Raw genomic sequence first — 12,303 nt, forward strand, 5'->3', positions numbered from 1 at the left:
CCAGGGTCCACAGCCCCAACAACAGCAGGCCTGAACGAAACGAGAATTGTGTTACCCATGTCGTCGGTTTGAACTGTTACCCATGTCGCCGGTTGCTCAGCGCGAAGCGCCGGATGAGGGGTTGCTTCCGCGATCCTTGCTGCTTGAGGGTCGTGCGCGGAGAGATACCCCTCGCCCGTCTCGCCGCTACGCGGCGAGCCACCCTCTCCCACAAGGGGAGAGGGAAAGAGTGCAACCCTCGACTGAACAGTCAAGCCAACCGATACGCAGCCTTCGCATTCACACCGAACGCCTTCTCGCGCACGTGTGCGCCCAGCCTCACCAGGCACGCCTCCAGCGCATCCTTGATCTCGCCGTAGCTCCCCGCAAGCAGACACACCGGCCAGTCCGAGCCGAAGATCAGCCGATCCTCGCCAAAGCATGTCGCGGCATGCTGAACGAACGGAAACAGACGCTCCGCATTCCAATCGCTCCAGACTGCTTCCGTCGCCAAGCCCGAAATCTTGCACCAGACATTGCCGCAAGCAGCGAGCGCCGCGATGCCATCGGCCCATTCGTCGCTTGCGCCATCGGCGATCGGCGGCTTGGCGGCGTGGTCGAGCACGAAGCGCGCTTGCGGGAAGGCCTGCGCGGTCGCGATCGCAACCGGCAACTCGCGGGTGCGGACGAGGAAGTCGTAGGTGAGATCGCGGGCAAACACCGCGGTGAGGCCGCGCTGGACGTCTTCGCGGAGTAACCAATCCGGATCGGCTTCATCGTGGACCTGGTGACGAATGCCCACCAGCTTGTCCCCACCGGGCGCAGCGCGCAATCGATCGAGCGTTTCGTCAAGCGCCCCGTCCGTCAGATCAGCCCAGCCAACGACACCGATGACAGAGGGCGTCGCATGCGCGATGCGCAGGAACTCCTCGGTCTCCTCCAGCGCGGAGCGGCACTGCACCAGAATGCTCGCATCGATGCCGTTTGCCTTCAGCAATGGCGCAAGATCGCCAGGGCCGAAGGCGCGGCGGATCGGTGTGAGCTCGTCCGCGTCCATCCAGGGATAGTCGGCACGCGCCGGATCCCAGAAATGCTGGTGACCGTCGATGATCATGGCTCACGCTCCGCCCGGCAGCGGCGCCCGCGCATCGACGAGGTTTTGCGCGCGCAGCTCCTGCCAGAAGGCCTGCGGCACCGCCGCCTCCGACATCGCGATGTTCTCGGCCGCCTCCGCAGCATTGCGCGCGCCCATCACCGTGACCGTCACGGCCGGGTGGGCCATGCAGAACTGCAGCGCTGCGGCCTTTAGCTCGGTGCCGTGCTCGTGACAGAGCGCGTCGAGTTCCAGCGCACGCGCGACAAGCGCCGCGTCAGCATCCTGATAATTGAACTTCGCGCTCGTGTGCGGATTGGCCAAGATGCCGCTGTTGTAGACGCCGCCGAGCAGGATGCCGATGTTCCTGGCCTGGCAGGCCGGAAATAGCGCATCCAGCGCGCCCTGGTCGAGCAGCGTGTAGCGGCCGGCGAGCAGGAAGCAGTCAACCGGCACGGCGTCGGCAAAGCGGACCAGCATTTCCGACTGGTTCATGCCGGCGCCGATCGCCTTGACCGTGCCGTCCTCGCGCAGGCGCTGCAGCGCGCGGAAGGCACCGGTGACGGCATCGTCATAGTGGTCGTCGGCATCATGCACGAGCAGGACGTCGATGCGATCGAGCCCGAGCCTGGCGAGGCTTTCCTCCACCGAGCGCATCACGCCGTCATGGCTGAAATCGAACACCGGCCGCTCACGCGGCGTGCCCTTGTAGTGCTCGTCCTCGGCGGCGGCGCCCTCGGGCGCGCGCAAAAGACGCCCGACCTTGGTCGAGATCGCATAGGATTCACGCGGCTGCTGCCGCAGGAACGCGCCGAGCCGCCGCTCGGCCAGGCCAAAGCCGTAAAGCGGCGCGGTGTCGAAGAAGCGGATTCCGAGCGACCAGGCACGCGCGACCGTCGCTTGCGCATCGGCGTCGCTGACGGGTGCGAACAATCCGCCGAGCGGGGCGGAGCCGAGGCCGATCGAGGTGACGTCGAGAGAGCCGAGGCGCGACCGTTTCATTTCCATTGCCTTCCAGGAGTCGTCCTTCCAGCGGCGCAAATCATCTCCCCCGCTCGCGGAAACCGCAAGCGGGGGAGGCACGCAGGAGCGCGGGGCTGGCGGCGCTCCTACTTCAACATCTGTGCAACGTTGTCCTTGGTCACGAGATCGAGACCGGTGTAGACGATCTCCGGCACCTTCTCGCCCTTCTTGATGGCGAGCAGCGTGTCCATCGCCTTCTCGCCCATCTCGAACGGACGCTGGCCGACCAGCGCATTGGCATAGCCGTCGCGCAGGAGCTCAAGCTGCATCTTGAGCGTATCGGCGACCACCAGGGTGAACTTGCCGGAGTCGATGTCCTTCTTGTTCCTGGAGGCGAAGGCCTTGAAGCCTTCAGGAGCGAACATCGGCCAGCCGCCGATGGGAACGATGGCGGCGAGATCGGGCGTTGCGGTGCGCATGTCGGTCATCTGCTGGACCGCGAGCGCGGGATCGTCGTTGCAGAAGGTGGGCGAGCCCGCAACTTCGGTCCATTTCGAGCCCTTCAGCGCCTCGCGCACGCCGTCGACGCGCTCGGCGAGGTTCTTGGCGCCGGGACCGCCCGAAACCATCGCATATTTGCCGCCGTCGGGCCGCATTTTCAGCAATTGCTTGCCGAGCGCGACACCGAACTCCTTGTTGTTGGTGCCGATATAGGCAATGCGCTTGGAGCCCGGTGCATCGGCATCGAAGGTGATGACGGGGATGCCGGCCGCGGTCGCCGCCTCGATCGACTTGGTCATGGCCGCGACGTCGGCGACCGAGATGGCGAGACCGTCGACCTTCTGCGTGATGAAGTCCTGGATGATCTGGGCTTGCGTCGCCGGCTCGTGCTCGACCGGCCCCTTGTAAATGCATTCGATGTTGCCGAGCTCCTTGGCGCGCTTCAGGCAACCGTCGCGCGCGAAGTCGAAGAACGGATTGTTCATCGCCTTGGGCACGATGACGAAGCGGTAGTTCGCAGCGAACGCCGGCGTTGCCATCATGGCAACAGTGATGCCGGCAAGAAGAAGTTTCCTCATTGTCTCCTCCACCCTTCTCTTGCGCCCATCCTTTCCAGATTCGTCCGGGAAGCGGACAGGCGGCATTTTCGTTGCCTCCCCGGAACGACGTCACGTCAGATCATCCGCGATCGGATGCGATCGACCAGCACGGCCAGGATGATGATCACGCCCACCAGCGTCTGCTGCCAGTAGGAGCTGACTTGCGCCAGCACGAGGCCGTTGCGGATCACCTCCAGCAGCACGCAGCCGACGATGGCCCCCAACGGACCGCCGATGCCGCCGGCGAGATTGGCGCCACCGATCACGGCCGCCGCAATCACGTTGAGCTCGTAGGACGTCGCCATGTTGGCCGGCGCCGATCCAAGCCAGCCGGAGATGATGATGCCCTGGAGCCCCGCGGCGAGCGCGCAGATCACGTAGACCTCGATCTTCACCCGCACCACCGGAATGCCGGTGAGCTCGGCCGCCTTCTCGTTGCCACCGAGCGCGAAGACGTGGCGTCCGAACGAGGTATGGTGCAGCACCACGGCCATCGCCAGCGCGAGGATCACCAGATAGATGAAAGGCACGGGCACGCCGAGCACGTCGCCGGAGGTGAGCGCATAGAAATAATCTGCATCCGGTCCGCCCGGAAAACTGCCACGGCCGTTGGAGACGACGTAGCCGAGCCCGCGTACGATCGAGAGCATGCCGAGCGTGGTCACGAACGGCGACAGACCGAGCACGGCGATGCAGAAGCCGTTGACGAGCCCGGCGACCAGCGCGACGCCGAGGCCGGCGAGGATCGAGACCAGCAGGATCAGCCCTGGCACCTTGGCGAGCACGGTCTTGCCGTCGGCCGCCATGTGCACGAACAGCGCGCCTGCCGGCGAGCCGGGTGCCGACAATTCGGTCATCACCATCGAGGTGATCATGGCGGAGAAACACATCATCGAGCCGACCGAGAGGTCGATGCCGCCGGTGATGATCACGAAGGTCACGCCCAGCGTGGCAATGGCGATGAAGGAAAAGTTCTTCGCCACGTTCTGCATGTTGCCTTCGGTGAAGAAGTACGGGCTGGCGAAATGCATGATCACCAGCAACACCGCCAGCGCGAGCAGGACATAGCCGGTCTGTGACGCGAAGATGCCGCGCTGCCACCATCTGATCCGGCCGACATTGGTGAAGCTGATCGGAGATTCCAGGGGCATGGCCATCACGCCGCCTCCTTCGCGCCGGTGATCAGGGCGGTGACCTCCTCGGGCGAAGTCTGGTGGATCGGCTTGTCGGCGCGCTTCTCGCCGCGGCGCATGACGACCACGCGGTCGCACACCGCGAACACGTCGGGCATGCGGTGCGAGATCAGCATCACGGCGACACCCTGCTCCTTCAGCCGGTGGATCAGGCCGAGCACCTGCTCGACCTGGCGGACCGAAATCGCGGCCGTCGGCTCATCCATCATCACCAGCCGCGCATTGGAGAGCCGCGTCCGCGCGATCGCGACCGCCTGGCGCTGGCCGCCCGACATTTGCTTGACGAGATCATCGGGGCGGGTCTCCGAGCGCAATTCGCCGAACAGCTCCAGCGCCCGCGCCGCCATCGCCTTGTGGTCGAGCAACGCAATGGGTCCGAATGTGCGCTTCAGCTCGCGGCCGAGGAAGACGTTGGCAGCGGCGGTCAGATTGTCGGCGAGTGCGAGATCCTGGTAGACGACCTCGATGCCGACGGTGCGGGCATCGAGCGGTCGGCTGAAATGGACCGCATTGCCGGCAAAGCGGATCTCGCCATGGCTGGGGCGGAAATTGCCGGCGATGATCTTGACCAGCGTCGACTTACCGGCGCCGTTGTCGCCCATCAGGCCGACGACCTCGCCCGGGAACACCTGCATGTCGACCTCATGCAGCGCCCGGATCGCGCCGAACTCCTTGCCGATGCCAGTCAGCTCGAGCACCGGCGTTGCTTCAGCGCTTGTCATCAGCGGCCTTCCTCAGACATGTCGGTTGACCAGGGATTCCAGATATTCCTGCCGACCCGAGCGCGGCTGCGGGTCGAAGCCGGGGCCGAGCGCACGGTCGGCGAGATCGGCGAGCGAACGCTGGCCGCCGAGAATGGCCTGGCCCTCGGGCCCGGCCCATCCTTCGTAGCGCTTGGCAAGCGGTGTGGTGAGCACGCCGGCGTCGAGCATGTCGGCAGCGGCGAGGAAGGCGCGCGCGCAGGCATCCATCGAGCCGACATGGGCGTGGATCAGATCGTCGGGATCGATCGACTGACGTCTGATTTTGGCATCAAAATTGAGCCCGCCCGCGGTGAAGCCACCGTGGCTCAGGATCTCGTGGAACACCAAGGCGAGCTCCGGCACGTTCATCGCGAACTGGTCGGTGTCCCAGCCGAGCAGATCGTCGCCGCGGTTGACGTCGAGCGAGCCGAACACGCCGAGCGCCTCGGCGAGCGCAACCTCGTGATGGAAGGAGTGACCGGCGAGGATGGCGTGGTTCTGCTCGATGTTGAGCTTGACGTCGTTCAGGAGATCGTAGCGCTCGAGGAAGCCGTAACAGGTGGCGACGTCGAAATCGTATTGATGCTTGGTCGGCTCCTTCGGCTTGGGCTCGATCAGGATCGGTCCCTTGAAGCCTATTCTGTGCTTGTGCTCGACCACCAGCGAGACGAAGCGGCCGAGCTGGTCAAGCTCGCGCTTGAGATCGGTGTTGAGCAGCGTCTCGTAGCCCTCGCGCCCGCCCCATAGCACGTAATTCTGGCCGCCGAGCCGGTGCGTCACCTCCAGCGCGGCGCGGACCTGGCCGGCGGCATAGGTGAAGATATCGGGGTCCGGATTGGTCGCGGCGCCCGCCATGTAGCGACGATGCGTGAACAGATTGGCTGTGCCCCAGAGCAGGCGGACCTTCGCGGAAGCCATCTTCGCCTCGAACAGATCGGCAATCGCGTTGAGATTGGCGACGGACTCGCTAAGCGAGGCGCCTTCCGGCGCTGCATCGACGTCGTGGAAGGTGAAGAACGGCACGTCCAGCAGGCGGAACAGCTCGAAGGCAACATCGGCCTTGGCCCGCGCCAGCGCCATCGCATCGGTACCGTCGTGCCAGGGCCGCAGGAAGGTCTCGCCGCCGAAGGGGTCTGCGCCCGGCCAGCAGAACGAATGCCAATAGCAGACCGCAAATCGTAAGTGGTCCTCCAGCCGGCGGCCATGCACGAGGCGGTCCTTGTCGTACCAGCGGAAGGCGAGCGTGTTGTCCGCATCTTTGCCGGCAAAGGCGACAGGCGTGCTGGCCTCGAAGAATTTGGCTGACGCGTTCACTCAGGCAGTCTCCTTCAATGCAGGATAAAGCGCCCGCCAGCGCAGATAGGCCTCGTCATAGGCCGCAGTGACGGATGGGCGGGGTGTGAAGCTCGCGAGCCGCCGCGGGGGTTTGCAGACCTCTGCGGGGTCCTCGCCGGTCGCGGCGATACGGCCGAGCCGCGCAACGCCGAGCGCGGCGCCCACTTCGCCTTCCTCAACGCGATGAACGGGAATGCCGAGCACGTCGGCGCAGATCTGCGCCCACAGCGGCGAGCGCGAGCCACCGCCGACCAGATCGAGCTCAGCAAGCGGCCCACTCGCTGAGCTCAGCGCGGCCAGATTGTCGCGCGCGGCAAAGGCGACGCCTTCGAGCACGGCCTGGACGATCTGCGCCCGCCCGGTCGCACCGCGCAAGCCCACAAAGGCCCCGCTCGCGGTAGCATCGTTGTGCGGCGTACGCTCGCCATCGAGATACGGCAGGAAGGAGACGGGGCTGGGCCCGTCGACGCGCTCGCCGAGCGGTGCCAAGAGCGCTGCGGCCGGAGTCTCCATCACGCCAGACAGCCAGGCGAGCGAGGCCGCGGCCGACAGCATCACCCCCATCTGATGCCAGAGGCCGGGCAGCGCATGGCAGAAGGCATGCACGGCCGAAGCCGGCGCCGGCGCGAAGCGGTCGGTGACGCGGAAGACCACGCCCGAGGTGCCCAGCGACAGGAAAGCATTGCCCGGCGCGATCGCGCCAAGCCCGATCGCGCTCGCCGCATTGTCGCCGGCGCCGCCGGCGACCACGACATCCGCAGTCATGCCCCAGCGCTGCGCGTATTCCGACGCGAGCACCGCGCTCACCTCGCTGCCCTCGACGAGGCGCGGCATGTGATGCAGATCGAGCCCGGTGGCATGCAGCAACAGTGCCGACCAGCGGCGCAGACCAACATCCAGCCACAGCGTGCCGGCGGCGTCCGACATGTCCTCGACCATTTCGCCGGTGAGGCGATAGCGGACATAGGCCTTGGGCAGCAGCACCTTTGCGACGCGATCGAAGATCTTTGGCTCATGCCGCGCCACCCAGAGCAGCTTCGGCGCGGTGAAGCCAGGCATGGCGAGATTGCCGGCGATCGCGTGCAACGACGGACAGCGCCGCTCCAGCATGGCGCATTCGGCGTGCGAGCGGCCGTCGTTCCAGAGAATCGCGGAACGCAGCGGCCGCCCATCCTCGCCAAGCAGCGTCGCGCCATGCATCTGGCCCGACAGCCCGATGCCGGCGACCCGCGCGACCTCGCGCGGATGGCGGGCGGCGAGATCGTCCACCGCGCCGATCGCCGCATCGACCCAGGCGTCCGGATCCTGCTCGGACCACAGCGGCGCCGGGTGCGACAGCGCAAGCTCGCGCGCGGCCGTTGCGACAATCGCGCCGGCTTCGCTCACGAGCACCGCTTTCACACCGGATGTGCCGATGTCTAGTCCGAGATACACGCCATCCTCCCTTTTGCCTGTCGCGGTGCGCGAGCTTGACGTCGCATTCACCGCTGCAGACCATTTTGAAATCCAGCTGCCACTAGGGCAGATTGTCCCGCATCACGATGTCGATCCTGATCTTCTCCTGTTCGCGCAAGATCGGCTCGCCGCGGGCGAGCGCGAGCAGAACGCGCACGGCGGCACGCGCCTCATGGCCAGGGTTCTGCGAGATCGCCGCATGCATCACGCCCTGCAACAGCAGCCGCCGTGTCAACGCGGTGACGTCGTGCCCGACGAACACCACCTGCTTTTCGCGGCCGGCATCGGTCAAAGCCTTGGCTACGCCTTGCGTGCCGGCGCCGACGTTATAAAGCCCGACAATGTCAGCATGCCTGCCGAACAGCCGCGCCAATACTTGCTCCGAACGCTCGTCCTCGTCGCGCCCTTCCAGCACCGGCAGCACGCTGAGACCGGGGAATTCCGTCGCCATCACCTGGTTGAAGCCGAAGATGCGCTCGGCGTGGTCGCGCAGGCCCTGCGAGCCCGCGACGATCGCGACCTTGCCGGACCTCTGGCCGACCAGCCGCCCGACCAGCGCGCCGGCGGTGCGACCCGCAGCGATGTTGTCGATGCCGACATAATGATGGCGGCGCGAGGACGGCACGTCCGAGACCAGCGTCACCACCTTGGCGCCGGCATCGACGAGATCATTGATGGCGGCGCGAACACTCGGATGATCCAGCGCCACCACGGCGATGCCATCGTAATCGCCCGATAGCGCCTCCAGCGTGCCTGCGAGCGCGGAGGGGTCGAACACGTCGGTCGGCACCATCTCGACGCTGAGGCGGCGGGCCGACAGCCAGGCCGACATTTCGCCGAGATAGGCTTCGATCTGCTGCATGAACGGGTTCGAGCCCGACGGCATCACGAAGGCGAAGCGCCGGGCGCGGCTGCGGGCGAGCTCGGCGGCCGCAACGTGCGGCTGGAACGAATTGCGCTCGATCGCCGCCTTGACGCGCCGGACCGTGTCCGGGCGGACGCCCGGGCGGTTGTGGAGGACGCGGTCGACCGTGGCGAGGCTGACGCCGGCCTCGCGGGCGATATCCTTCAGCGTCAGCGCAGTTGGGGTGAGCGTCTCGGCCATGGCTGAAGGCTAGCAGAGGTGTTTTGAGGTGCGCAACTCATTTTGAGGAATGATGGGGTTTGGCTCCGCCCTCCCAGGAACAGGTCCTCCACTCGGCCGTTGCCGCCGCGTGCGTAACGACATCACCCATGATCCCGGCGAGGGCCTGAGCCCGACGCTCGAGCGCAACATCCAGGCGCTCGTCGCGCGTCGCCGTGGGGAGCAGCGGGCTGCCACGAACCAGGAAAAACTCGCCGACGCGATCACGGCCTTCACCGGCAGCATGCCGTTCGTTTATCTCCACCTGGCCATATTTGGTTTCTGGATCATCGCCAATCTGAATTGGCTGCCGGGGATCCCGGTCTGGGACGAAAGTTTTGTGGTGCTCGCGATGATCGCCTCGGTGGAAGCGATTTTCCTCTCCACCTTCGTGCTGATTTCGCAGAACCGCATGACCGCGGCCGCGGACAAGCGCGCCGATCTCGACCTCCAGATCAGCCTGCTCGCCGAGCATGAACTGACCAAGGTTGCCCGCCTGCTCACGCAGGTCGCCGAGCGGCTCGACGTCAAACCTGACTCGAAGCGCGATCTGGAGGAAGCGGCCCGGGACATCGCCCCCGAACGCGTGCTCGACAAGATCGAGGAGACGCGAAGAAGTTGAGGCTGCATGCACCTTGCGCCAGTCGGCTGCATGCACCTTGCGCCAGTCGGCAGGCTCAGCTGGTGGTCAGATCCAGCGTCAGGAACAGGCTGTTGGGATCCTCGACATAGCCTTCGAATGGACCGCAGGCGACGAAGCCGTGGGCCTGATAGAGGGCGTGCGCGGGTTTGAAATAACCCCAGGAGCCGGTTTCCAGGCTGAGCCGCGTCATGCCGCGCATGCGGGCTTCACTGATGATGTGGCGGAGCATCTGGCCGCCGAAGCCGCGCCGGCGTGTGGTCTGCAGCGTGTGCATCGACTTCACCTCGCCGTGGTCGGCCGAAAGCGTCTTCAGCGCGCCGGTGGCGACCAGTGTCTCGCCGTCCCAGCCGGTCCAGAATCCGATGTCGGGTGCACGAAGACCCGAGAGATCAAGTGCATGGGCGCTACCGGGCGCGGTCTGCGCCCGCGCCGCCGTGACGTGATGATCGAGCAGCGCGATGACACGGGGATCAAAGGTGTCGCCGGGGCGGATGTGCATCGTCAGGGCCTCACTCCAGGGTCTCGGATCGCATCGGTGCCCTCACATCTTGCCGTAGGAAGCGCCGCGCCGCGTGATGATGACGTAGCGCGCATCCTGCCGGGTCTCGTTCTCGAAAATCACCGCGCGCATCACGTCGAAATCCAGACAATCGCCCTCGTGCAACCGCACCGCCTTGGCGTCGATATGCACGGCGATGGCTCCCTCCAGCATCAATAATTGTTGGGTGAAGGCGTTGCGGCCCCAGGGACTGTACGGCACCCGCGCGCCGGCCGGCAGGTCGACGACGATGATCTCGATCCCGCTCGCCGCATCGGTTGGCGAGGCGTGGCGCCTTCGATAGCCGCTCTCGGGATCGCGCCAATGCGGCTGATCGGCAAGTCGCACCAGCCGCTCGGGCGGCTTCTCGGCCAGTGCGACCACATCGCTGAGCGACACGTCGAGCGCTGCGCAGAGTTTTCCGAGCAGCGCAGCCGTCGCACTGCTCTGCGCCCGCTCCACCCGCCCGATCATGGCCCGGCTGACGCCGGACCGAGTTGCCAGTTCGTTCAACGTCATGCCGGCCTGGGTCCGCAGCGTCTTCAGGCGGCGGCCGACCGCACGATCGAGTTTCTGCTGGTCCATTTTTTTAGCCCCGGCCTTCATCCAAGCGTTGCCCGGCGCAAGGACCGCATGCCGCCTCGACCAACCTAAGCCGGGCGAGAGGCGAATGCCGGGAGCGCCAGTCCAATATATTAGAATCTTTGCGCAGCCGGGACACCCGATTAGGATGCTTCCCATAAGCAGGACCGGGAGGCGACATGGGCGAGCCGACGCAGCGGACGATCAAGGCCAACGGTATCAGCCTCAACATCGCCGAGCAGGGCGAGGGGCCAATGGTGCTGCTCTGCCACGGCTTTCCGGAAGGCTGGTACTCCTGGCGCCACCAGCTCGAGGCGCTGGCAGCGGCCGGCTACCGCGCTGTTGCGCCCGACATGCGCGGCTATGGCAAGAGCGACCGGCCCGAAGCCATCGACCAGTATACGATCTTGCACATGGTCGGCGATCTCGTCGGCGTGCTCGACGCGTTCGAGGCGAAGGACGCCGTGATCGTCGGGCATGATTGGGGTGCGACAATTGCCTGGCACACGGCGCGCCTGCGTCCCGATCGCTTCCGCGCCGCTGCCATTCTCAGCGTACCCTATCGCCCGCGCAGTCCCGTGCGGCCGACCAGCGTCATGCCGCGGACAGCGGATGCGCAGTTCTATCAGTTGTACTTTCAGGAGCCCGGTGTCGCCGAAGCGGAGTTCGAACGGGATCCGCGCGCTACGCTCGGCGCCATGCTCTTCGGCGGTTCCGGCGAAGGGGCGGCGGCGATCCGCGCCAATGCCGAGCGCGCCGGCAGGACCGTCGGCATCGGGATGGTCTCGCGCAAGGATGGCATGTTGCCGAAGGTGCAGGTGCCGCTGCCCTCATGGCTGAGCGTCGCCGACCTCGATCATTACGGCGCCGAATTTGCCCGCAGCGGGTTTCGCGGGCCGCTCAACTATTACCGTAACATCGATCGCAACTGGGAGCTGATGGCGGCCTTCGAGGGGGTGAAGGTGACCGTGCCCTCACTCTTCATCGCCGGCGACCGTGACATGGTCATTGCCTTCCCCGGTGCCGCCGAGCATCTCGCCAACATGAGACAATGGGTGCCGCAGCTACGCGAGATCAAGATGCTGCCGGGCTGCGGACATTGGACGCAGCAGGAGCGGCCGGCGGAGGTGAACGCGGCGATCGTCGAATTCCTGCGAAGCCTGCCGAACTGAAGCTTGGAGCGGGCGAAGGGAATCGAACCCTCGTATGCAGCTTGGGAAGCTGCCGTTCTACCATTGAACTACGCCCGCAAGTAACTGAGATCGCTAGCCTTATCCCGAAAGCACCAAAATCCATGGCACGCTTTTGGCACGCTCGATGTCAGACCTTAGCGCACCGGCACGTGACATTCCATATCCAACGAGTCACGTTCATGCGCTCCTGACGGCGATGCTCTGAGGCTCTGCGCGCGTATGGAAGTCCAGCACCAAGTACTTCAGTCGCGACGCAACATCGAAACTGGAAATGTAGCACCGCGTGTTCAAACGAGCATTCGCAAATGAAGGTGGTACTGGTAAATTCAACCATAATTTGCCCCGCACCTCCCCTCACCCGAG

The 12,303-nt window shown here is 65.6% G+C and carries 12 protein-coding genes and 1 tRNA gene; 2 read left to right on the forward strand and 11 right to left on the reverse strand.

Annotated features, from left to right (window positions below):
* Positions 1-250 precede the first annotated feature (250 nt).
* From IVA91_RS09290 to IVA91_RS09325, 8 genes are all read right to left on the reverse strand, one after another.
* Positions 251-1,093, reverse strand: coding sequence for an amidohydrolase family protein (locus IVA91_RS09290; protein ID WP_247281803.1), 843 nt, complete (start codon positions 1,091-1,093; stop codon positions 251-253).
* 3 nt (positions 1,094-1,096) lie between these two features.
* A complete protein-coding gene (locus IVA91_RS09295; protein WP_247281804.1) occupies positions 1,097-2,074 on the reverse strand; it encodes an aldo/keto reductase in 978 nt (325 codons plus the stop codon).
* Between the two features lie 107 nt (positions 2,075-2,181).
* A complete protein-coding gene (locus IVA91_RS09300; RefSeq protein ID WP_247281805.1) occupies positions 2,182-3,114 on the reverse strand; it encodes a sugar-binding protein in 933 nt (310 codons plus the stop codon).
* Between the two features lie 95 nt (positions 3,115-3,209).
* Positions 3,210-4,292, reverse strand: a complete 1,083-nt coding sequence (locus tag IVA91_RS09305) for an ABC transporter permease (RefSeq protein ID WP_247281806.1) — start codon at positions 4,290-4,292, stop codon at positions 3,210-3,212.
* Entirely contained in the window at positions 4,292-5,050 is a 759-nt protein-coding gene (locus tag IVA91_RS09310) for an ATP-binding cassette domain-containing protein (RefSeq protein ID WP_247281807.1), read from the reverse strand. Before IVA91_RS09310 ends, IVA91_RS09305 begins: the two co-directional genes overlap by 1 nt.
* A gap of 12 nt (positions 5,051-5,062) precedes the next feature.
* Positions 5,063-6,385, reverse strand: coding sequence for a xylose isomerase (gene xylA / locus IVA91_RS09315; RefSeq protein WP_247281808.1), 1,323 nt, complete (start codon positions 6,383-6,385; stop codon positions 5,063-5,065).
* On the reverse strand, positions 6,386-7,840 hold the full coding sequence (gene xylB, locus IVA91_RS09320) for a xylulokinase (protein ID WP_247281809.1): 1,455 nt from the start codon (positions 7,838-7,840) through the stop codon (positions 6,386-6,388).
* Positions 7,841-7,922: 82 nt separating this feature from the next.
* Positions 7,923-8,966, reverse strand: coding sequence for a LacI family DNA-binding transcriptional regulator (locus tag IVA91_RS09325; RefSeq protein ID WP_247281810.1), 1,044 nt, complete (start codon positions 8,964-8,966; stop codon positions 7,923-7,925).
* 109 nt (positions 8,967-9,075) lie between these two features.
* Between IVA91_RS09325 and IVA91_RS09330 the strand changes: the two genes are divergently transcribed.
* Positions 9,076-9,606 (forward strand): DUF1003 domain-containing protein, encoded by a 531-nt coding sequence (locus tag IVA91_RS09330; RefSeq protein WP_247281811.1) that lies wholly within the window; start codon positions 9,076-9,078, stop codon positions 9,604-9,606.
* A gap of 55 nt (positions 9,607-9,661) precedes the next feature.
* Here the strand turns inward: IVA91_RS09330 and IVA91_RS09335 are convergent, their stop codons facing one another.
* Positions 9,662-10,126: a GNAT family N-acetyltransferase gene (locus tag IVA91_RS09335; RefSeq protein WP_247281812.1), complete on the reverse strand. Its 465-nt coding sequence runs from the start codon at positions 10,124-10,126 to the stop codon at positions 9,662-9,664.
* 42 nt (positions 10,127-10,168) lie between these two features.
* Positions 10,169-10,750: an XRE family transcriptional regulator gene (locus tag IVA91_RS09340; protein ID WP_247281813.1), complete on the reverse strand. Its 582-nt coding sequence runs from the start codon at positions 10,748-10,750 to the stop codon at positions 10,169-10,171.
* A gap of 176 nt (positions 10,751-10,926) precedes the next feature.
* Between IVA91_RS09340 and IVA91_RS09345 the strand changes: the two genes are divergently transcribed.
* Complete coding sequence (locus IVA91_RS09345; protein WP_247281814.1) at positions 10,927-11,919, forward strand: alpha/beta hydrolase; 993 nt, start codon at positions 10,927-10,929, stop codon at positions 11,917-11,919.
* A 4-nt stretch (positions 11,920-11,923) separates the two neighbouring features.
* On the opposite strand, the gene IVA91_RS09350 is transcribed toward IVA91_RS09345, so the two are convergent.
* Positions 11,924-11,997: transfer RNA gene (locus IVA91_RS09350), tRNA-Gly, on the reverse strand.
* Between the last annotated feature and the right edge of the window lie 306 nt (positions 11,998-12,303).

The sequence above is a fragment of the Bradyrhizobium sp. 153 genome (assembly GCF_023073835.1).
Lineage (GTDB): Bacteria > Pseudomonadota > Alphaproteobacteria > Rhizobiales > Xanthobacteraceae > Bradyrhizobium.

What these genes read in the sequence shown, in the direction of transcription:
- IVA91_RS09305 (WP_247281806.1), bottom strand. Translation starts at nt 4,292, where the DNA reads ATGGCCATGCCCCTGGAATCTCCGATCAGCTTCACCAATGTCGGCCGG.
- IVA91_RS09345 (WP_247281814.1), top strand. Translation starts at nt 10,927, where the DNA reads ATGGGCGAGCCGACGCAGCGGACGATCAAGGCCAACGGTATCAGCCTC.
- IVA91_RS09300 (WP_247281805.1), bottom strand. Translation starts at nt 3,114, where the DNA reads ATGAGGAAACTTCTTCTTGCCGGCATCACTGTTGCCATGATGGCAACG.
- IVA91_RS09310 (WP_247281807.1), bottom strand. Translation starts at nt 5,050, where the DNA reads ATGACAAGCGCTGAAGCAACGCCGGTGCTCGAGCTGACTGGCATCGGC.
- IVA91_RS09295 (WP_247281804.1), bottom strand. Translation starts at nt 2,074, where the DNA reads ATGAAACGGTCGCGCCTCGGCTCTCTCGACGTCACCTCGATCGGCCTC.
- IVA91_RS09335 (WP_247281812.1), bottom strand. Translation starts at nt 10,126, where the DNA reads ATGCACATCCGCCCCGGCGACACCTTTGATCCCCGTGTCATCGCGCTG.
- IVA91_RS09325 (WP_247281810.1), bottom strand. Translation starts at nt 8,966, where the DNA reads ATGGCCGAGACGCTCACCCCAACTGCGCTGACGCTGAAGGATATCGCC.
- IVA91_RS09290 (WP_247281803.1), bottom strand. Translation starts at nt 1,093, where the DNA reads ATGATCATCGACGGTCACCAGCATTTCTGGGATCCGGCGCGTGCCGAC.
- IVA91_RS09340 (WP_247281813.1), bottom strand. Translation starts at nt 10,750, where the DNA reads ATGGACCAGCAGAAACTCGATCGTGCGGTCGGCCGCCGCCTGAAGACG.